The 21,022-nt window shown below is 58.5% G+C and carries 16 protein-coding genes and 1 pseudogene; 8 read left to right on the top strand and 9 right to left on the bottom strand.

Annotated elements, in window-relative coordinates; translation table 11 throughout:
* Nucleotides 1-9 precede the first annotated feature (9 nt).
* From DVA43_RS06015 to DVA43_RS05990, 5 genes and pseudogenes are all read right to left on the bottom strand, one after another.
* Nucleotides 10-519, bottom strand: a complete 510-nt coding sequence (locus DVA43_RS06015) for a GNAT family N-acetyltransferase (RefSeq protein WP_114314902.1) — start codon at nt 517-519, stop codon at nt 10-12.
* A gap of 9 nt (nt 520-528) precedes the next feature.
* A pseudogene (locus DVA43_RS25065) lies at nt 529-2,787 on the bottom strand (NtaA/DmoA family FMN-dependent monooxygenase).
* A gap of 15 nt (nt 2,788-2,802) precedes the next feature.
* Nucleotides 2,803-3,924 carry an amidohydrolase gene (locus tag DVA43_RS06000; RefSeq protein WP_114314899.1) on the bottom strand — a complete coding sequence of 374 codons (1,122 nt, stop codon included), beginning with the start codon at nt 3,922-3,924 and terminating at the stop codon, nt 2,803-2,805.
* Entirely contained in the window at nt 3,921-4,916 is a 996-nt protein-coding gene (locus tag DVA43_RS05995; RefSeq protein WP_114314898.1) for an LLM class flavin-dependent oxidoreductase, read from the bottom strand. Before DVA43_RS05995 ends, DVA43_RS06000 begins: the two co-directional genes overlap by 4 nt.
* A 110-nt stretch (nt 4,917-5,026) precedes the next feature.
* Nucleotides 5,027-5,566, bottom strand: coding sequence for an adenylate kinase (locus DVA43_RS05990; protein ID WP_114314897.1), 540 nt, complete (start codon nt 5,564-5,566; stop codon nt 5,027-5,029).
* Between the two features lie 346 nt (nt 5,567-5,912).
* On the opposite strand from DVA43_RS05990, the gene DVA43_RS05985 reads away from it, so the two are divergent.
* From DVA43_RS05985 to DVA43_RS05970, 4 genes are all read left to right on the top strand, one after another.
* Nucleotides 5,913-7,448, top strand: a complete 1,536-nt coding sequence (locus tag DVA43_RS05985) for a methyl-accepting chemotaxis protein (RefSeq protein WP_114314896.1) — start codon at nt 5,913-5,915, stop codon at nt 7,446-7,448.
* 148 nt (nt 7,449-7,596) lie between these two features.
* On the top strand, nt 7,597-8,841 hold the full coding sequence (locus DVA43_RS05980) for an MFS transporter (RefSeq protein ID WP_114314895.1): 1,245 nt from the start codon (nt 7,597-7,599) through the stop codon (nt 8,839-8,841).
* Between the two features lie 135 nt (nt 8,842-8,976).
* Nucleotides 8,977-10,224: an MASE1 domain-containing protein gene (locus tag DVA43_RS05975; protein ID WP_114314894.1), complete on the top strand. Its 1,248-nt coding sequence runs from the start codon at nt 8,977-8,979 to the stop codon at nt 10,222-10,224.
* 2 nt (nt 10,225-10,226) lie between these two features.
* Complete coding sequence (locus DVA43_RS05970; RefSeq protein WP_210406698.1) at nt 10,227-11,534, top strand: HdeD family acid-resistance protein; 1,308 nt, start codon at nt 10,227-10,229, stop codon at nt 11,532-11,534.
* On the opposite strand, the gene DVA43_RS05965 is transcribed toward DVA43_RS05970, so the two are convergent.
* On the bottom strand, nt 11,506-11,904 hold the full coding sequence (locus tag DVA43_RS05965; RefSeq protein ID WP_114314893.1) for a cupin domain-containing protein: 399 nt from the start codon (nt 11,902-11,904) through the stop codon (nt 11,506-11,508). The two genes, DVA43_RS05970 and DVA43_RS05965, sit on opposite strands and share 29 nt — an antisense overlap.
* A gap of 110 nt (nt 11,905-12,014) precedes the next feature.
* Between DVA43_RS05965 and DVA43_RS05960 the strand changes: the two genes are divergently transcribed.
* Nucleotides 12,015-12,905 (top strand): LysR family transcriptional regulator, encoded by an 891-nt coding sequence (locus DVA43_RS05960; protein WP_114314892.1) that lies wholly within the window; start codon nt 12,015-12,017, stop codon nt 12,903-12,905.
* 226 nt (nt 12,906-13,131) lie between these two features.
* A complete protein-coding gene (gene ansP, locus DVA43_RS05955) occupies nt 13,132-14,628 on the top strand; it encodes an L-asparagine permease (protein ID WP_114314891.1) in 1,497 nt (498 codons plus the stop codon).
* Between the two features lie 53 nt (nt 14,629-14,681).
* On the opposite strand, the gene DVA43_RS05950 is transcribed toward ansP, so the two are convergent.
* Nucleotides 14,682-15,083, bottom strand: coding sequence for a RidA family protein (locus DVA43_RS05950; RefSeq protein WP_114314890.1), 402 nt, complete (start codon nt 15,081-15,083; stop codon nt 14,682-14,684).
* A gap of 126 nt (nt 15,084-15,209) precedes the next feature.
* Between DVA43_RS05950 and DVA43_RS05945 the strand changes: the two genes are divergently transcribed.
* Nucleotides 15,210-15,806 (top strand): TetR/AcrR family transcriptional regulator, encoded by a 597-nt coding sequence (locus DVA43_RS05945; RefSeq protein WP_114314889.1) that lies wholly within the window; start codon nt 15,210-15,212, stop codon nt 15,804-15,806.
* Nucleotides 15,807-15,917: 111 nt separating this feature from the next.
* On the opposite strand, the gene DVA43_RS05940 is transcribed toward DVA43_RS05945, so the two are convergent.
* Nucleotides 15,918-16,979 carry a YncE family protein gene (locus tag DVA43_RS05940; protein WP_114314888.1) on the bottom strand — a complete coding sequence of 354 codons (1,062 nt, stop codon included), beginning with the start codon at nt 16,977-16,979 and terminating at the stop codon, nt 15,918-15,920.
* Nucleotides 16,980-17,244: 265 nt separating this feature from the next.
* Here DVA43_RS05940 and pqqU point away from each other — a divergent pair, with 265 nt between their 5' ends.
* A complete protein-coding gene (gene pqqU, locus DVA43_RS05935; protein WP_114314887.1) occupies nt 17,245-19,359 on the top strand; it encodes a TonB-dependent receptor PqqU in 2,115 nt (704 codons plus the stop codon).
* A gap of 34 nt (nt 19,360-19,393) precedes the next feature.
* Here the strand turns inward: pqqU and DVA43_RS05930 are convergent, their stop codons facing one another.
* Nucleotides 19,394-20,932, bottom strand: coding sequence for a methyl-accepting chemotaxis protein (locus tag DVA43_RS05930; RefSeq protein ID WP_114314886.1), 1,539 nt, complete (start codon nt 20,930-20,932; stop codon nt 19,394-19,396).
* Between the last annotated feature and the right edge of the window lie 90 nt (nt 20,933-21,022).

Below are 21,022 nucleotides of genomic sequence, written 5' to 3'. Positions count from 1 at the left end.
CATCGTTCCTCATGCCGATTTGCTGAACGCTTCGCGTACCAGCGTTTTGGTGAAGCGCAGCCGCCCGTCGAACGGCGGCTGGCTGTACTCTTCCGGGTCGCGGTTAAGATCGAACTGCGCCGTGTAGCCCTGGCTCAGGTAGAGCCGCACCGCTTCCGGCTGGCGGAAGCCGGTGGTGAGGGTGATCTGGCTATAACCGGCAAGCACCGCCCGGCGCTCCAGCTCCTGCACCACCCGGCCGGCCAGCCCCTGCTGGCGCAGGGATCTGTCAGTCCAGATGCGTTTGATCTCGGCGGTCCGGGCGTCGAAAGGCTTATAGGCCCCGGTGGCGATAATCTTTCCGTCGCGTTCCAGCACGATAAACAGACCCTGGGGCGGCAGATACCACTCGGTCAGTTCCACCTCGGCATCTTTAGAGAAGTAGTCCCCGTAGCGCGCCGCGTATTCACCGAACAGCCCGTTAATAATGGGCTGAAGATCGGCATCCTCCGGCGAAACGTCACGAAAAAGGTCGCTCATAGGTTCTCCTTAGTCGCCAAGACCAGCCGGGTTAACTTCGGAGTATGGGATGCGTTCCACGCCTTCACCCCAGCGGTTCAGCACCTTGTCGTAGTCGCCGTTCTTGATTACCCCGTTGAGGGCGGTCTGCACCGGTTCCGCCAGACCACTGCCTTTTTTCAGGGTCACGGCGATGTGGGCCGCTTTCGGCCAGCCGCCATCCACGCTGCCCACCAGTTTGGTTTTACCGTTCAGAGCCGCTTTCCATGCGCCAATCACGTTCGGGCCAAAGTAAGCGTCCGCGCGCCCGGACTGCAACGCCAGGGTCTGGGCGGCTTCGTCTTTGGTGTAGATGGGGGTAAACGGCTTCAGCCCCTTCTTCTGGTTCTCCGCATCCCACGCCAGCAGGATCGCCTCCTGGTTGGTGCCGGAGCCCACAATGATCCGCAGCCCGGCGATATCCTCCGCCTGCTCAAGTTTTGTGATCGGGCTGGTGGATTTGACGTAGAAGCCCAGCGAATCTTTCCGGTAGGTCGCAAAGTCGAACTTCTCTTTGCGCGCTTTAGTCACGGTGATGTTGCTGATCGCCGCGTCGTATTTGCCGGAGGTGACGCCCAGCGGCCAGTCTTCCCAGGAGGTGGGCACCACGTTCAGCTCCAGACCAAGGCTGTCGGCCACCAGGCGGGCGATATCCGCCTCGCTGCCAATCAGGGTTTTGTTGTCATCGGCGAAGACCGTCAGCGGCGGCTGGCTCAGCCCGGCAATCGCCACGGTGAATTTCCCCGGTACCACCGGTTTAAAACTGGCGGGCAACTGGGCGATGGCCTGCGGATTTTTTGCCGTGTTGATCGGCGTTTTGTTGGCCTCGAGGCTCACCCCGGTGCCGTTAATCGTGACATTCTCTGCCCAGACGGCAGGGGTAAAGGCCAGCGCAAGCGCCAGAATAAGCGATGATTTTTTCATGGCAGGTTCTCATTGTTTTGTGAACTGATTAACGGGCTGCGCTAAACCCAGACTCTCGCGTAGGGTGGTGCCGGGGTATTCAGTGCGGAACAGGCCGCGCGCCTGCAACAGCGGCACCACCAGGTCAACAAAGCGCGGGAAGGTATCCGGCGTGCCGCCCTGAATAATGAAGCCATCCGCCGCATGGCCTTCAAACCACTGTTGTAAACCGTCGGCCACCTGCTCCGGGGTGCCGGAAAAACGCGGACGCGGCGAGGCGGCTTCCAGCGCCACCTGACGCAGGGTTAAGTTGCGCTCCCGGGCGTTGCGTTTGATCTCATCGGTGGTACTGCGGAAGCTGTTTTTCCCCAGCTCGCCAATGTCCGGGAAGGCCTCGTCCAGCGGATACTGGCTGAAATCGTGATGCTCAAAGTAGCGGCCAAGATAGTTCAGGGCATCGTTGATGGAGACCAGCGCGGCGGTGGTCTGATACTGCTGCTCCACATCGTCACTGTCTTTCCCGACGATGACGCTTACCCCCTGGAAGATGTGCAGTTCGTCCTCCCGACGGCCATGCTGTTTAAGCTGGTTTTTCACGTCGTGCCAGAACGCCCGGGCTTCGTCAAAGGTGTCATGGTGGGTAAAGATGGCGTCGGCATGTTTCGCCGCCAGCCTTTTGCCGTCGTCCGAGGCGCCGGCCTGGAAGACAATCGGCCTGCCCTGCGGCGTGCGGCCAATGTTCAGCGGCCCGGCTACCTTAAAGAAATCCCCGTGATGATCGAGGGTGTGCAGCTTTTGCGGATCGAAGAACTGCCCGGTCGCTTTGTTACGCACAAAGGCGTCGCCCTCCCATGAGTCCCACAGCCCTTTCACCACGTCGAGATATTCGTCGGCAATGCGGTAACGCAGGGCGTGCTCCGGGTGTTTATCCCGGGAGAAGTTTTTTGCTGACCCCTCCAGCGGCGAAGTGACCACGTTCCAGCCCGCCCGGCCATGGCTCAGGTGATCGAGGCTGGCGAACTGGCGCGCCACGGTGAACGGCTCGCTGTAGGAGGTGGATAATGTCCCCACCAGCCCCAGTCGGGAGGTGACGGTCGCCAGCGCCGACAGCACGGTCAGGGGCTCAAAGCGGTTGAGAAAATGCGGGATCGACTTCTCGTTGATGTAGAGGCCATCCGCAACAAAGATAAAGTCGAGCTTGCCCGCTTCTGCCTTCAGGGCCGTCTCTTTGACGAAATCAAAGTTGATGCTGGCATCGGCGATTGCTGCCGGGTGGCGCCAGGCCGACATATTCCCCGACGCGCCATGCAATATCGTGCCCAGACGCAGCTGTCGTGTTGCGGTCATAGTGACTCCTTACCCTTAAAGTTGATTCAGTGCTTTTTCTGCAAGCCGGGCGAAATAGCGCGCGGCGGGTGCGATGAGGGCTTCGTCCGGGTTAAAGGCCGGATGATGCAATCCATAGGGGCTGGCGCTGCCGATGCTGACGAAGGCGCCGGGGATCTGCTGCAGGTAGACGGCGAAATCCTCCCCGCCCATATGCAGCTCCGCCTGCTGCGTCTCGTAGCCGGTTTCCCGCGCCACCGAGGTGGCAAACTCGGCCCAGGTGGCGTCGTTGACCAGCGCGGTAGGCCCGGCATACCAGGTGATGTCGATCTGCGCATTAAAGGCGCTGGCGAATCCGGCGGCGATCTCAGCTACCCGGGCCTTCACGTTCTGCTGCACTTCGGTGCGATGGGTGCGCAGGGTTCCTTCCAGCTCGACGTGCTCCGGCAGTACGTTCCAGGTGTTGCCGCCGGTAATGCGCGTCACGCTCAGCACCACCGAGTCGAGGGTGTTGACGTTGCGGCTGGCAACGCTTTGCAGGGCCGTCACCAGCTGGCTGGCGGTCACGATGGCGTCGTGACCTTCATGAGGACGGGCGGCGTGAGCGCCTTTACCGGTAATGCGCAACACGAAACGGTCAACGTTGGCGTAGAACGGGCCGCCGCGGGTAGCAAAGTGTCCGACCGGCAGACCGGGTTCGTTATGCATGCCGAAGATGGCGCTGACGTCGCGCAGGGCACCGGCGCGCACCAGGCTTTTGGCCCCACCAAAGTTCTCTTCCGCGGGCTGGAACAGGATCCGCACCCGGCCATTGAGCGCCTCTTCCCGCGCTTTCAGCTGCAAGGCCGCGCCGAGGATCACGCTGGTGTGAATGTCATGGCCGCAGGCGTGCATCACCCCGGCATGCCGGGAGGTGAACGCCACCCCGCTGCGCTCCTCAATCGGCAGGGCGTCGATATCGGCGCGCAGGGCAATCTGTTTTTCACCCCTCCCCACCTCGGCGACCACGCCGGTTTGCAGGTCATAGGGCAGGATGGCGATCCCGGCATCACCCAGCCACTGGCGCAGGCGCGCGGTGGTTTCTACCTCCTCGCCGGAAAGCTCCGGGTTCTGGTGCAGCTCGCGGCGCCAGGCGATCAGCTGTTGCTCCAGGCTCATACCGCCACCTCCCGTTGCTGGCGGGCCTGGGCCAGCAGGCGCAGGGACTGCACCCGCGCAGCGCCGTCGGCCACCGGGGTATCAATGATGAACTCGTCAATGCCCCACTGCTGATGCAACGCCTCCAGCTGTTCGTGTACCGACTCCGCAGTGCCCACCAGCAGGGACTGGGCGCGACGGGCGATGCGCAGCGGCTCACTGTTCGCCTGGCGGGCAAAGGCGTAGGCCTGCTCTTCGCTGGCGACGGTCACCCGCTGGCCGTTGGCCAGCTCAACGCCCCACACCTCTACTGCGCTTGCCAGCGCCCCGGCCTGCGCCTGTGTGGGGGCAACGATGGCCTGCACCGCGACAATCACCTCCCGGGCGCTGTGGGCGCGCCAGGTCTCAATGACCTCACGCAGAAGCTCGGGGTCGCCATTCAGATGGGCGGCAAAAACAAAGTCCCAGTTGAGGCGGGCGGCGAGACGCGCGCTCTCCACGCTGGCACCCAGCAGAAAACCGGCGGCAGGCACCTGTGGCCGCGGGGTGGCACGCACCGCCCCCTCCTCTGAACCTGGGTTGATCCAGCCATCCAGCTGCGCCAGCTGTGTAGCGAAATCGCCCTTCTCCTGCGGATTGAGGCCGAGCTGGAGCGCCTTTGTCGAGAGCGGCAGTCCGCCGGGTGCCTTACCGACGCCCAGATCCACGCGCCCCGGGGCAATGGCCGCCAGCAGGTTGAAGTTTTCCGCCACTTTGTACGGGCTGTAGTGTTGCAGCATGACCCCACCGGAGCCGACGCGAATGCGCCGGGTCTGCCCGAGGATCCAGGCAATCAGCAGCTCCGGGGACGGGCTCGCCAGTTGCGGGGTGTTGTGGTGTTCGGCAATCCAGAAGCGGTGATAACCCAGCGTCTCCGCCTGCTGCGCCAGGCTCAGGGTGCGGGCCAGCGCATCGGCGGCCGTTTCGTGTTCTGCGACAGGACTTTTATCCAGAATGCTGATTCGCCAGGACATGTTGCAATCTCGTTTGACTAAACATGTCGCCATTATTAAGGGGCGATTTCACCGCTGAGAAACAATTAATTTACATTTGGTTTGCCGAAATTCAGAAATACCGCGGCGGGTTAGCGCGCTGCACGCAACTCCGCGAGCAGCGCTTCGGCCTGTTGTCGGGTGGTGATGCGGACAAAGCGGATATGGGCATAAGAGGGGTTGCGCATGTCCGTCTCGTAGCGCGCCCGGTTGCTGCGCCAGGTTTTAAGCGTCCAGAGCAGGATTGACTCGCGGCTGAAAAAGGAGCGGCGAAAGCTCTCCCGGTTGCCGGTGCCGGGCCATAGCTCCTGCTGCGTCCAGGCGCGCTTTACCGCCCGCGTCACCGCCTGTCGCAGGGTGCGGGCCAGGCCGTAATCCACCCACACCACCAGATCCACGTCGCGCCATTTTATGGGCCGGGTGCGGTTATAGTTGCCATCCAGCACCCAGCCAGGTGTCGCGCTGAGGGCGGCTTCCAGCTTCGCAAAGAGAACATCGTCCGGGGTGCCCTGCCACTCCGGGAGCCAGTAGAGGGTATCCATTTCGATACAGGGCAGCGCCAGTTCAGTGGCGATCCGGCGGGCGAGCGTGCTCTTGCCGCTGCCGCTGGTGCCAATAATATTAATTTTCATCGTCTCACCTGTTAAGCGGATAACCGTGGTCAACCATCATAATGTTTTATCATTGTTAATGAAACGCTATTTCGAAGAGTCCGGTTTCGGTCAGGTATCCATTACTTTCTTTATATTTGGCTTAAGTCAATTTATTCCCCGCCACCCCCAACCTCTTCTCCTTGTTGATGACATTTTTATTACGCGCGCCACCTATAACCAATAAAAAATAGTTAATGGCGATACTTTCTAATTATCGGGAATTTGTGGAGAATACGCCGTCCGGACTATTTAAAATAATATACAACCTTACCTGAATCTTTTTCGGGTGGCTTTTATTTACGCAGACATCAGCCTGGAGTAATTTATGAGGCGTAACAATCACGTTACACAAAACGAGTATTTGCTTAACGAAGGCTCGACCTTAATGTCGACCACCGATATCCAGAGCCATATTACTTACGCGAACTCGGCCTTTATTGATGCCAGCGGTTATAAAGAAGAACATCTTATTGGTGAACCTCATAATGTGATCCGCCACCCGGACATGCCTGCAGAGGCGTTTGCCGATATGTGGTTTACCCTGCACGAAGGTGAGAGCTGGACGGGACTGGTGAAGAACCGCCGTCACAACGGGGATCACTACTGGGTGCGCGCCAACGTGACGCCGGTTTATCAGAATGACACGCTCACCGGCTATATCTCGGTGCGCAATATTCCCGCGCGCCATGAGATAGATGCCAGTGAAGCGCTCTATGAGCGGGTGCGTAATAATCAGGTAAAAGGCCACCGCTTTTATAAAGGGGTGCTGGTTCGCCGGGGCCTATTATCCTTTCTCTCGCTATTCAAACGGCTCAGCACGGCAAAACGGATTAATTACTCCCTTGGGATAACCGCCCTGCTCGCCTTTGCCGTTTCTTTATCTCTCCCCGGCGGATTAATTCAAATTGCGGCGCTGGGGCTCCTCTTTATTTTGCAGGGCTTGTTTCTTAATGCCCAGATTTGTCGCCCGTTAAAAACCATTGTCAAAAAGATGCAGTGCGTGGTTTCCGGGCGCAAAACGGACTATACCCATTTTGAACGTGTCGACGAAATAGGCTTAATGATGCGACTGGTTAATCAGTCCGGTTTAAACCTCAATTCACTGGTGGATGATGTTGGAACGCAAATCAGCGGCATTCGCGCTATCAGCCAGCAGGTGGCGAAGGAAGGCGATGCCCTGCAGGCGCGTTCCGAAGAGACGGCGGACGATCTCCAGCAGACGGCCGCGGCGGTGGAAGAGATAGCCAGCGCGGTTCAGCAGACCGCAGAAACAGCAGAACAGGCTATCCAGATGGCGGACCAGACCAGCGCCAGCGCGTACCGCGGCGAAGCCGTGATGAAGCAAACCATCGGCGTGATGCAGTCGGTATCAAAGGATAACGGCCAGATCGTCGATATCATTGCGGTGATCGACCGGATCGCCTTCCAGACCAATATTCTGGCGCTCAACGCCGCGGTGGAAGCGGCCCGCGCCGGAGAAGCCGGACGCGGGTTTGCGGTGGTGGCTGCCGAGGTGCGTAATCTGGCCCAGCACTCCGCGTCGGCGGCGAAGGAGATCGCCGCGCTTATCGAGAAAAACGTCGCCAGCGTCAATGCCGGAGTGGATATGGTAGCGCAGACCGAAGCGCAGCTGACCACCATGATTGGCAACGTACTCAACATGTCATCACTTATTAAGGAGATAGGACACGCTACCCAAGAGCAGACCCAGGCCCTGAGCCTGATTAATGAGTCCATCTCCCGTATCGGGGTAATGACCCATAACAATACCGGGATGGTCGAGCATGTCACTCAGGCGGCCAATCACCTCACCCAGCGCACCACCCGCCTGCAACAGGCGATTGCGGTGTTTGGCGGCTAAAAGTGATGGGGTAAGACGATAAAAAAACAGACGGTGGTCGCACGCCAACTGAAGATGACTTGATGGAAAGCGCATTCAGGTTAAGAATATGTTAAACCATGCGTAATCAGACAGATACCTGTCGCTGTTTTCCACAAGGGAAACCTGAATGAGCGATAAACTGCCAGACGAAAGAGTGAATACCCGTTCCGCCAGAAACAGCGGCTTAATCATTATGGCCAGGTTTATCTCTGATTTTGGTGCTTTCCTGAATATGGTTGTGCTGTCCACCTATGTGTACTTGCTGAGCCAGAGCGTAACGCATGTGAGTATCTTTCTGGCCTGCCGGGTGACGGGAGGCATCATTGCAAGTGCTGTCGGTGTGCCTTTTTTCCGCCGCTTTCATGGCCGCCTGCCTTTAGTGGCTTTTGATGTTATACGCGCTGCGCTGTTAGCCTCGCTGTTAATTTTGCCTGCGGCGACCCAGCTTTATATCTTGCCTTTGATTGCGCTGGGTATTGGGCTGGGAAATTCGATGTTCGCTATCGGGCTTAACAGTCAGCTGCCCTTGTGGATTGATGAGTCCCGACGTGTATCCACAAATGCCTGGGTAACCTCTGCCTCTGCAACGGGAGCGGTTACGGGAAGCCTTGTATCCGGTATTCTTCTGGCGACCAGCGGCTACCAGATTGTATTTGCCGCGAATATTGTGACTTATCTGGTGGCGGGTTTGTGCGTACTGCCGTTACGCTTTTTGGTGCAGCCTGTTGCTGATGGGTCAACACAGCAGCGTAAAGAGTGGCGAAATCTGGTCACAGGGCTTCGTACGGCTCCGCTGTTGGCAGGTATGTTGCTGGTAACCATGGCCGATACCCTGGGCAGTGCTGCCCATAACGTAGGCTTTCCCATCATTTCTGCGCTTTTTACACCCGCATCAGCCGGGAAAACAATGGGCCTTTTGCTGGCTGTCTGGGCCAGTGGAAAATTCGCCGGGGCACGTCTGGCAAACTACCTGTTAGTGCGCTGCGAGATGCGTACAGATCGGCTGTTTTTTTATGGCGTGGCGTTTATGTCGCTGGGCTTTATCTTTACCTTTCAACAGACAGCCCTTCCGCTGGCACTGATGTTTATCGCAGTGGCCGGGGTGGGAGATGGTCTGGCGGACGTCAGTCTGATCTCGCGTATTCAACGCGAGCCTGAATCATTACGGTTGCCTGTTTTTAGCCTGATGACGCTACTGCAAATGACCGGATTTGGCGTGGGAATGTTAATTGTCGCGCCATTCTATATCTGGTTTACCCCCGCGCTGGTTATTGTCATTTTTCATGGTATCCCGTTACTGACATTAGCTGCCGTATTGCTGTCTGTTCGACGCCCGTCACCCAAAAAGGCAGAACAGCCCTCTGATATTTGAACAACACGCGTGAATATCGGGTGCAAGGCATGAGATCGGGGTTTGACTAATACGTATTACCGATCCCGGCAAAAATGGCTAACCCGGCGAAAAGGTCATATCTTTTTAAAGCGATAACCGCCGCCGGGAGCCTGGATGAAAGCAGCGAAACTGACGTCAGCGTATTCCTTACTCGCCTGGGGCGCGCTCTACTATCTCCTGGGATGGCTGTCGCTCTGTCTCGACGGCCCCGACATCCGGACGGCTTTTATCTGGCTACCTTCAGGTGTTGCCGTCACCGCCTTTCTGCTGAGTGCAAAAAAGCAATGGCTCGCGCTGTGGCTGGTTCTGTTTATTGCCCGTCTGGTGCTGGGGCTCACCTTTCACCATACTTTTCACGTCTCCCTGGTGCTGGGGGCGCTTTCACTGACCAGCCATCTGGGGATTGCCTGGTCGGTGCATCACTTTTCACGGCATTACGATCGGCTGCATAAGATCGTCACCTGGACGATTGCCACGGTCGTCTTCAGTACCCTGAACGCGCTCGCAGGGACGATCTGGCTCTCTTCTCTTGCCGGCACCCTTCAGATGAGCTGGTTCTGGCTCGCCTGGGGCGCCAACGTTACCGGCACGCTGTTTGTCACCCCGCCGCTGATGGGCCTGCTGGCCCCGGGTGATAAAGCGGCGCGGCGTGAGTCGCTGTTGGGGGTCTGTTTAGTGTTCGCAATACTGCTGGCGACCCTGTTCATCTTTAGTGATGTGCCCGATCGCGGCGACAATATCGCGCTGATTTACTCCCTGGCCTGCCTGCCGTTGATCCTGCTGACCGCAACCACCGTGGTGTGCGGTAATCGTCTGGCGTCGCTGGCCTTCATTCTCTTTAGCGCGGTGGTTATCTACGCCTCATGGCGGGAGACCGGCCCCTTCTATTTTGCCCGCCTGACGCCGGAAGAGTCGATATTGCTGGCACAGTGCTACCTTTCCGCAGCAGCCCTGCTGCTGGTCTTTATCCGCGCCCAGAAAACAAACCGTCCAGGGGATGGCCGTTTTCAGGGCGTGGCATACTCTTTGGATCCTGAAAGCGGTCGTCTGGTCTGGGAGGCTCATGCCGACCCGCGCCTCAGTGCCCTATTAGCCCCTCTCACCAGCCGGGAAGCCCTGCTCGCCCGGGTTCCCGATGCAAAGCAGAAGCAACAGATGGTTGCCCGCTGGCAGGCGGTGGCGCAGGGTCAGCCCGTTACCGAGCCCTTTCGTTTTAGCCTGGCGCTGGCGGACCGCCCACCGGTGTCGATAACAGAGCGCAATATGCTGCTGATGGCGGATAAGGATCGCCCGGTAATTGTCGCCTTCTGGTCCGGCGAGAGAGGAAGCCTGTTTCAGACCACGCCGCAGGAGGAGGTTTAACGATGCTGCAGATCGCCTTTTTGCTCGCCGGTGCGGCATTTGTCCGGAAAGCGGCACCTTACTTTATGCTGGCAGGTGTGCTCTGGGGCGGGCTTGGGCTGGCCATTTTTATCGATGGCTTGCAGGGCGGGCTGCACTTTCCGCTGCATATCTTTGGTCTGTTTCTGCTGCTCGACAGTCTGGTATCCCTGACATTAGGGTCTGCGGCGAAAGGAACCCAGCGCGGCATCTTTTACTTCAAGGGCGGTCTGTTCCTGCTCATCGCCATGTTGATTTTATCCGGACGCCACGACGGCACGCTGGCATTGGCCATCGTCTTTGGGCTGGCGTACTTCATTACCGGCCTGTTCACCATCGCCTCTGCCGTGGTGGTACGCTTTACCCACTGGCGGCGAGCGCTGCTCGCCGGAGTGGCACAGATCCTGTTCGCCATTTTTCTGTTCCTGCCCTTTCCAACGCAGCATGACGGCACCGTCTCGCAGTTTATCGGCATGGTCATGCTAACCGGCGGGGTGCAGTCGGTGCTCCTCTCCCTGCGGATGCGCCAGGTCCGTCATGGCCGCTCGGTATTTGATATTCTCGCCCCGCAGACGTTGATCCCCGCCCCGCGCGAGGCGCTGCCCCCCACCGTGACAAACACGCCGGGCAATCAGCTGATTGTGCATGTCTGGACCCCGGAAGGATCGGCAAAACAGCAGACCCTGCCGCGCCCGGTTATCAACCGCTATATCGCCGCCGTGGATGCCAACGGGGTGATATCCACCGGCCATGCGGCGCTGGAGTGCCCTCCCCACCTCTACATCAGCCTCTATCCGGCAGCGGAGATCGACCGTTCCCCCTCCGAGTTTTTTAATCTGCTTAAAGCGGTGGAAGCAAATACCGTGGCGGGGAAATACCAACCTGACTATCGCTATGAGGCGGGGATCTGGTGCGAGTCCGACCGCAAAATCCACTTCTCCATTTTTAATGCGGCGTCGCTTAACAGTTTCTGGACGCAGTACCGCCAGACCGAAACCTATAACCTCACCTGGCGCAACTGCTCCAGCAGTGTGGCGTATGCCCTTGAAGCGGCTCTGGATGGCGTGTTGAAAGAGCGCTGTACCCGGGGCGGTTTTTTGCGGCTGCTGCTCATTCCGGAGCTGTGGATCGCCGCGCAGCTGCGCAAACGCGCCACCAATATGGCCTGGACGCCCGGGCTGGTGCTTGACTATACCCGGGCGCTGCACGCCATTGTGCATCCCAATGGCGTTTCGCTGATCACCTTTATCAAAAACCGATTTTCTACATCTGCGGATACTGCTCGTCGGTGACTTTCTCCAGCCAGTCCACCGGGCTGACGTTCACCGCTTCGGCGATGGCGATATGGGTCATCGCGGTCTGCGCGCAGGCACCGTGCCAGTGCTTAACGCCCGGCGGGATCCAGGCGATATCGCCCTGATTAAGGACTTCAGCCTCTTTACCCCACGCCTGTAGCCAGCCGCGACCCTGGGTAACGATCAGCGTCTGCCCCAGCGGATGCGTATGCCACGCGGTGCGCGCCCCGGGTTCAAAAGTGACGGTCGCCCCGCCCACTTTCGCGGGCTCGGTGGCCTGGAAAGGTGCGTCGATACGTACGGTGCCGGTAAACCAGGCCTCTGGTCCCCGGACGGAAGGTAATGAACCGCTGCGGATAATTTTCATGCTGACTCCTCGTTTGCTGTTGCGTTAACAGTAGCGCATGCCGGTGGCGAGGATTAGACTGCATAATCAAAAAGGAATGATGAATCAAATTCATATATGCGGAAATCCTGATGCTGAAAGAGAACTTTAACGACCTACTGTCATTTATGGTGGTCGCCCGGGAGCGCAGTTTTACCCGCGCTGCGGCCCAACTTGGCGTCTCCCAGTCTGCCCTCAGCCATGCCATGCGCAACCTCGAAGCCCGGCTGGATATGCGCCTGCTTACCCGAACCACCCGCAGCGTGGCCCCCACCGAAGCGGGCGAGCAGCTCATTATGCGCTTAAGCCCCCACCTGCTGGAGATGGAACAGGCGCTAACCGCGCTGCGCAATATGCGGGATATACCGGCGGGTAATATCCGCATCACCGCAGGGGAGCATGCGATGAGCGCGGTGCTGTGGCCGGTGCTCAAACCCTTTATGGTTCAGTACCCGGACATCAATGTGGAGGTGACGATAGATAACGGCCTGACGGATATCGTCGACGGGCGTTTTGATGCCGGGGTGCGCCTGGGGGAGCAGGTTGCGAAGGATATGATTGCGGTGCGCATCGCGCCGGACATGCGGATGGCAGTGGTCGGCTCTCCGGACTATTTTGCCCGCTACGGTGAACCGCAAACCCCCGAGCAACTGGCGGATCACCGCTGCATCAACATGCGCCTGCCGACGCGGGGTGGCCTGTATGCCTGGGAGTTTGTCCATAAGGGAGAGGAGATCCGTGTCCGGGTAGAGGGACAGCTTATCCTGAATAGCCTGCCCCAGCGTCTGGATGCCGCACAGGCGGGCCTGGGGCTGGCCTATGTCCCGGAGGAAACAGCGCAGGAGGCCATCGATCGTGGGCGGCTGGTCCGTACGCTGGAGGCATACTGCCCGGTGTTTGATGGCTACCACCTCTACTACCCCAGCCGCCGCCAGCACACCACCGCCTTTGCCTTACTGGTGGCGGCGTTACGTCGAAACTAGCCTGCTATCCGGCACAAAATATTTACTTCAGCATGCATCACTTTCACGCCGTTATTTTTTGCGTCGTTTATTAATTGCAGGTAGGATGCTTCGCCATGTTTTGCCTTATCCATACGCAGAATGACTGGAAAGGCAGAATATTTCCGCGCGAGAGCAATCGTTTGTATTGTCGACCGCCGGTTATGGACACGATGTTCTTGATTCAGACAGGCAAACAGGTAACTCAATGAAAACAAGCAATAAAAGCGCAGCCGATCATCACGCTGCGAAACGTCGCTGGTTGAACGCCCACGAAGAGGGCTATCACAAGGCGATGGGCAACCGTCAGGTGCAGATGATTGCCATCGGCGGCGCTATCGGTACCGGGCTGTTTTTAGGTGCAGGCGCACGTCTGCAGATGGCTGGCCCGGCTCTGGCACTGGTCTATCTGGTGTGCGGGATCTTCTCCTTCTTTATTCTGCGTGCCCTTGGCGAGCTGGTGTTACACCGCCCCTCCAGCGGCAGCTTCGTCTCTTATGCCCGTGAGTTTCTCGGTGAGAAAGCCGCTTACGTGGCGGGCTGGATGTACTTTGTTAACTGGGCGATGACCGGGATCGTGGATATCACCGCCGTGGCCCTCTATATGCACTACTGGGGCGCGTTTGGCGATGTGCCGCAGTGGGTGTTTGCCCTTGGCGCGCTGGCGATTGTCGGCACCATGAACATGATCGGCGTGAAGTGGTTCGCTGAGATGGAGTTCTGGTTTGCGCTGGTAAAAGTGCTGGCGATCGTCATCTTCCTGGTGGTGGGCACCGTGTTCCTCGGCAGCGGCAAAACGCTGCATGGTAACATGACCGGCTTCCACCTGATCACCGATAACGGCGGCTTCTTCCCGCACGGCCTGCTGCCTGCCCTGGTGCTGGTCCAGGGCGTGGTGTTCGCCTTTGCCTCCATTGAACTGGTGGGCACCGCGGCGGGCGAATGTAAAGAGCCGGAGAAAACCGTACCCAAAGCGATTAACAGCGTGATCTGGCGTATCGGCCTCTTCTATGTCGGCTCCGTGGTGCTGCTGGTTCTGCTCCTGCCGTGGAACGCCTATCAGGCGGGCCAGAGCCCGTTCGTGACCTTCTTCTCGAAGCTCGGCGTGCCGTACGTGGGCAGCATCATGAACATCGTGGTGCTGACCGCGGCGCTCTCCAGCCTGAACTCCGGTCTCTACTCCACGGGCCGTATTCTGCGCTCCATGTCGATGGGCGGCTCCGCACCGCGGTTTATGTCGAAAATGAGCAAGCAGCAGGTGCCGTATGCGGGCATTCTGGCGACGCTGGTGGTCTATGTCTTTGGCGTGTTCCTGAACTATCTGGTGCCGTCCCAGGTCTTTGAGATTGTCTTAAACGTTGCGGCGCTGGGCATTATCGCCTCCTGGGCCTTTATCGTGGTGTGCCAGATGCGTCTGCGCAAGGCGATCAAAGAAGGCACCGCCGCTCCGGTAAGCTTCAGAATGCCGGGCGCGCCGGTCACCTCCTGGCTGACGCTGCTCTTCCTGTTCAGCGTGCTGGTGCTGATGGCGTTCGACTATCCGAACGGCACCTATACCATCGCCACCATCCCGCTGCTGGCGGTCCTGCTGGTGGCAGGCTGGTTTGGTGTGCGCAAGCGCGTGCATGCGGTCCACAGTACCGCGCCAAAGCACCCGGATGAAGAGAAGCTCGACGGTCCGCTGGTGGAAGAGACGTCGCGTTAATCGCTTCAATTAAAAAGGGAAGGCAGATGCCTTCCCTTTTTTTTGCCCGGGGCCTACGCAACCGGAGCAGGAATACGCGCGATGACCTTAATTTCAAAATCAAATCCGGCAAGCCAGGTGACGCCGACGGCGGTCCAGTTCGGATAAGGGGCCTGCGGGAAAATCGCCTGTTTGACCTGCATGATCGTCGGGAACTGATTCTCAGGATCGGTGTGGAAGGTTGTCACATCAATCAGATCGTCAAAGGTACACCCCGCTGCGGCAAGGGTGGCTTTCAGATTATCAAACGCAAGCTGCACCTGAGCGGCAAAATCGGGCTCCGGGGTGCCATCGGCGCGGCTTCCTACCTGACCCGAAACAAACAGCAAATCGCCGGAACGGATGGCGGCAGAATAACCGTGTTCTTCATAAAGAGCATGACGGTTAGCGGGGAAAACCGGTTCGCGCTGGATCATAAGGTATCCTGTACTGTATCAACGTTGGAAAAGGCAAAGCGCAGCGCGTAAAGATGATTAATATACGCGGCGTATGTCAAATTAATCACACATACGCCGCGTATGTCAAATGAAGATGGAGAGATTATGGTTGCCAGACGTCGCAGCGAAACGATGGAAGAGAACCGTGCAAAACTGCTGATGGCTGCACGGAAAGCCTTTGCGGAAAACGGCTTTGCCGCCGCATCCATGGATGAATTAACCGCCAGCGTCGGCCTTACCCGCGGGGCGCTGTACCATAATTTTGGTGATAAAAAGGGGCTGCTCGCCGCCGTTGTCGACCAGATAGATCGAGATATGGCACAGCGCGCGAAGGCTGAGGCCGCCGGGGTGGAAGATGACTGGGAAAGACTGCTGGCGGAAGGGATCGCCTATATCAAAATGGCGCTTGACCCGGAGGTGCGACGCATCGTGCTGCTTGATGGCCCCGCTTTTCTCGGCGATCCCGCCCAGTGGCCCGGTCAGTTAAGCTGCCTTGAATCGACGCGCCAGAGCATCCTGAAGATGCTCGAACGCGGCGTGATCAAGCCTGTAGATGCGGGCGCTGCGGCCTATATGTTAAACAGCGCGGCCATGAATGCCGCACTGTGGATCGCCGCCAGCCAGGACCCGCAGAAGGCGCTGCCGGACATTATTAAGGTGTTTACGCACCTGGCAAGCGGCCTGTGCCAGCGCGCGCAATAAAGGCGAAGCCGCACCCGCCTTTTTGCCCGGCGGCGCTGCGCTTGCACGGGCCTACAAAACCCGCATACATTCGTAGGCCGGGTAAGGCGCAGCCGCCATCCGGCACTGAACTTACAGCGCGATACGGATCACGTCATCAGGCTGGGTGGCTTCCTGCTGGCGGGTCGACTTCTGCTTCACCGTCACGTACAGGGTTTTGCCGTCGGCGGAGAGCGCCAGGCTGTTCGGGAAGGTCGGCGTGTCGTGCGTTTTGGTCACTTTGTAGGTTTTGGCGTCAATCACGCTCACCTTGCCCGCCTCACGGTGGGTGACGTAGGCTTCGTCCCGGGCCGGGTTAAACAGCACCGCCAGAGATTCCGGGGCTGCCACCTTGCTGATGATGCTGCCATCTTTCAGGGAGACAACCAGCACTTCCGGCTGCTTAGAGTCGGTGATGAACGCACGCTGGCCCTTAACATCCAGGCTCAGGTTCAGGTAGAAGTGCTCTTTCCCGTCGTCCTGCAGCTTCTTACGCGCGATGATTTTGTGGGTCGCGGTGTCGATGGTCACCAGTTCGCCGTCGCCGTTGGTGGTGTAGAGACGCTTCGCCTGGGCATCCAGCGCCAGGCCGGTGCTGAATTTGCCGGTGCCGGTGATGGTCTCTTTCAGCTTCAGCGTTTCGCCGTCCACCACCCAAATCACGCTCTCTTTGCCGATACCGGTGATATAGACGGTGTTCGTGGTGTCATCCGCCACCAGCTCACGCGGTTGCAGCGGTTTCACAGTCTCGCTGCGCTTACGATCGTCCAGCACCAGACGGCCCTTCACGTCACCGGTTTTCGCGTCAATGGCCGTCACCGCGCTGTTGGTGGTGTTACCAAACCACAGGGTCTGGGTGGCGTTATTGATGGTGGCGCCAAACGGCTTCAGGTCGCTATGAATGGCCTGCGTCACTTCCAGCGTCAGCGGATCGAGGCGGTAGACCACCCCACCTTTATCCATTTTGCGGCTCTGGGTGGTGGCAACCCACAGCGCATTTTCCTGCTGGCTGACGGCCATTTCATATGCGCCTTTGCCCACCGCTTTACGCAGCATCTCTTCTGCGGCATGAACATTAAAAGAACCGGCTACCAGCAAAGACCCCAACAGCAGTGAGCTACGCAGACGCGGCGAGCACAGGTGACGTAAATTCATAACAACTCCCTTTCGAGTAAATGGTACCGCTGACATCGCTTCCGGCTGGCAAAGTCATCGCTTCGCCTGATTATGGATGAGAATAGTAATCATTATTTATCTCAATGTGGAGTAATTCTTGATCGCATCAAGCTTATTCGCTGATTTAACCTACACTTGGGTTAACGCTATGTGCGGTTTTGGTTTTCAAAATATTTACAAAAGATTTACCATACCCGCACATGTTCCATTTGGTTCGTCTTTCTTTTAAGCGGTTTTTTAATTCATGAAAATCTTTTCTGCCCGCAGGGCAACGCTCCCCCTGCTGTTGGTTCCTGTTGTATTAGCCCCTGTCGCAGCGATGGCGGCCGACGAACAGACCATGATCGTCAGCGCGTCCCCACAATCGCTCTCTGAGTTGGATACCCCCGCCGCGGTCAGCGTGGTTAACGGCGAGGATATACGTCATGCGACCCCGCGCATTAACCTCTCTGAATCCCTCGGCAGCGTGCCGGGATTACAGATCCAGAACCGACAGAACTACGCCCAGGATCTCCAGCTCTCAACCCGTGGTTTTGGCGCCCGCTCCACCTTTGGGGTGCGTGGCATTCGCCTCTATGTGGACGGTATCCCGGCGACGATGCCGGATGGTCAGGGGCAAACCTCGAATATCGATCTCAACAGCATTGAGAGCGTGGAAGTACTGCGCGGGCCGTTTTCCGCCCTCTATGGCAACGCCTCCGGCGGTGTGCTTAACATGACCACCGAAACCGGGCGTGAGCCGAACACCGTCGAGGCCAGCAGCTATTACGGCAGCTACGGCAGCTGGCGCTACGGTCTGAAGGCCACCGGCGCGATGGGCGACGGCACCCAGCCGGGGGATGTGGATTACACCGTCTCTACCACCCGCTTCACCACTCACGGCTATCGCGATCACAGCGGCGCGCGTAAAAATCTCGCCAACGCCAAACTGGGCGTGCGCATCGACGACGCCAGCAAGCTGAGCCTGATTTTCAACAGCGTGGATATGAAAGCCAACGATCCCGGCGGGCTGGACTATCAGGAGTGGCGGGATAACCCGCGCCAGTCGCCGCGCGGCGATCAGTACAACACCCGCAAAACCATCAAGCAGACCCAGGCTGGCCTGCGCTATGAGCGCCAGCTCAGCGCCCAGGACGACCTCAGCGTGATGGCCTACGCCGGTGAACGCGAGATGACGCAGTACCAGTCGATTCCCTACCAGCCACAGTTGCGCCCTACTCATGCAGGCGGTGTGATCGACATGCAGCGCCACTATCAGGGGATCGACACCCGCTGGACTCACCGTGGTGAGCTACTGGTGCCGATGACCTTTACCACCGGCCTGAATTACGAAAACCTGAGCGAAGATCGTCGCGGATATGAAAACTTCGTGATGAACAACGGGGTGCCGGATTATGGCCAGAAAGGGGCGAAGCGCCGCGATGAGCGCAACCTGATGTGGAACGTTGATCCCTACCTGCAAACCAACTGGCAGCTGACGCAAAAGCTCTCCCTCGACGCGGGCGTGCGCTACAGCTCCGTCTGGTTCGACTCTAACGACCACTACGTGCAGGGCGCTAACGGCGACGACAGCGGTGAGGCCAGCTACCACAAATGGCTCCCTGCCGGGGCGCTGAAGTATCGCGTGACCGACGCCTGGAACCTCTATGCCGCCGCAGGCCGTGGTTTTGAGACCCCGACCATCAACGAGCTCTCCTACCGTTCCGATAACCAGAGCGGCCTGAACTTTGGCCTCAAGCCATCCACCAACAACACCTACGAGGTGGGAAGCAAAACGCGCATCGGCAATGGTCTGTTCACCGCGGCGCTGTTCCGTACCGATACCGACGATGAGATCGTCGTTGATGCCAGCGCGGGCGGCCGCACCAGCTATAAAAACGCCGGTAAAACCCGCCGTCAGGGGGTGGAGCTCTCTCTGGATCAGCAGTTTGCTGAGAACTGGAAGCTGAAAATGGCGTGGACCTATCTGGATGCCACCTACCGCACCAACGTCTGTGGCGATAGCGACTGTAACGGCAACCGGATGCCGGGCATTGCCCGCAACATGGGCTATGCCTCCTTTGGCTGGCAGCCTGTCGAGGGGTGGTATGCGGGATCGGATGTGCGCTATATGAGCGACATCGAGGCCGATGACGAAAACAGCGCCAAAGCGCCCTCTTATACCGTTGTGGGTCTGAACACCGGCTATAAGCTGAATATGGGCAACTGGGGCATGGACCTCTTTGGACGCGTGGATAACCTGTTCGATAAAGAGTATGTCGGCTCGGTGATTGTGAACGAATCAAACGGGCGTTACTACGAACCGGCACCGGGGCGTAACTACGGGGTGGGCCTTTCCGTCTCGTATCGCTTCGAGTGATAAAAAAACCGGCAGCCCAGGCTGCCGGTTTTGTTTACGCCATCTGTGCGCGCTGTTCCAGACGGAACGCCGCCACCAGCGACTCCAGCAGACGGGCCTGATCTTCCAGCGCCCCTGCCGCCGTCGACGAGGCGCCTACCAGCGAGGCGTTCTGCTGGGTGGTGGTATCCAGCTCCATCACCGCCCGGGAGATCTGCTCGATACCACGGCTCTGCTCTTCCGAGGCCGAGGAGATCTCGCCCATGATGTCATTTACGCGGGTGACGGAATCTACCACCTGCTCCATGGTCTGCCCGGCTTTCGCCACCAGCTCGCTGCCGGTAGAAATGCGGGAGACCGACTCGCTGATCAACTGCTCGATATCCTTCGCCGCCTGAGAGCTGCGCTGGGAGAGGCTGCGTACTTCGCTGGCCACCACTGCAAAGCCCCGCCCCTGCTCCCCCGCCCGCGCCGCTTCCACGGCTGCGTTGAGGGCCAGAATATTGGTCTGGAAGGCGATGCTGTTGATAACCGCGGTGATATCGGCGATTTTTTGCGAGCTGGTGTTGATATCGCTCATGGTGCTGACCACGTCGCGCATCACGCGTCCGCCTTGGGTCGCAGTCTGCGAGGCCTCTGCCGCCAGCTGGCTGGCATGACGGGCGTTATCGGCGTTGTTCTTCACCGTGGCGGTGAGCTCTTCCATGCTGGCGGCGGTCTGCACCACCGCCGCAGCCTGCTGCTCGGTACGCGAGGAGAGATCGGTGTTCCCTTCGGCAATTTCGCTGGCGGCCAGCGACACCTGCGCCACGCTGCTGCGGACTTCACCAATCATCAAGCGCAGTTTATCGTTCATCCGCCCCATCGCCCCGGTCAGTTTGCCCAGTTCGTCTTCCCCCTGCGGGTGGATATCGGAGCTGAGATCGCCACTGGCGATACGCTCGGCCAATTGCAGGTTCTGTTTTACCGGACGGGTGATCTTGCGGGTCACCCACCAGGAGACCAGGATGCCGAAGAGGATCGCCGCCACGCCAATAATGGCGGTGATGGTACTGGAGCTGTAGGCCAGCGAATCATTATGCGTTTTGACCAGGGCAATGATCTCGCGGATTGAGGCACTGCTGTCGTCGCCAGCGGTTTTGACTTTGTCTTCCGCAGCTTTCAGCGCCGCGGTGGCCGCCGGGTCGTTTTTGTTCGCGTTCCAGGCCGTCATCGCGCTCTGCATTTCCGTCACGCTGCTGCCAAAACGGGCAAGGTGCCCGGCAATCGCCTCAACAATGGCCCTCTCTTTTGCCGTCCACTCCAGCTCACGGGCCTCTTCGGTCAGTTCAACGGCATGTTTGACGTAATTTGCCATCAGCTGGCCGGACTTTTCGTCACCGTTATAGAGGAATTTGAGGCGGTTGATCTTGGCCTGGAAGACCTCGATATTGATGTTGTAGATCAGGTTGGTTTGCTGGTAAACGTCGCGAATTTCTTTAAAGCGCATCACGCTGAGCAAGGTCGATACTGCAACCAGCAACAGTACCAGACCAAAACCCGCCGCGAGCTTTCTGCTCATTTTTATATTACGTAATCGTTGACTGACACTCATTCCTGGCTCCTTAAAAGGCGAATGTGCCTTTTAAGGTTATCGGCAGAGGTCAGGGTTATTTCATAGTTAAGCTGGTCTTATCAGTAGGCT

This window comes from Leclercia sp. W6 (assembly GCF_003336345.1).
Classification (GTDB): Bacteria; Pseudomonadota; Gammaproteobacteria; order Enterobacterales; family Enterobacteriaceae; genus Enterobacter.
Note: the sequence above shows the minus strand (reverse complement) of the source record. Positions and strands in the feature narration are given on the sequence as shown.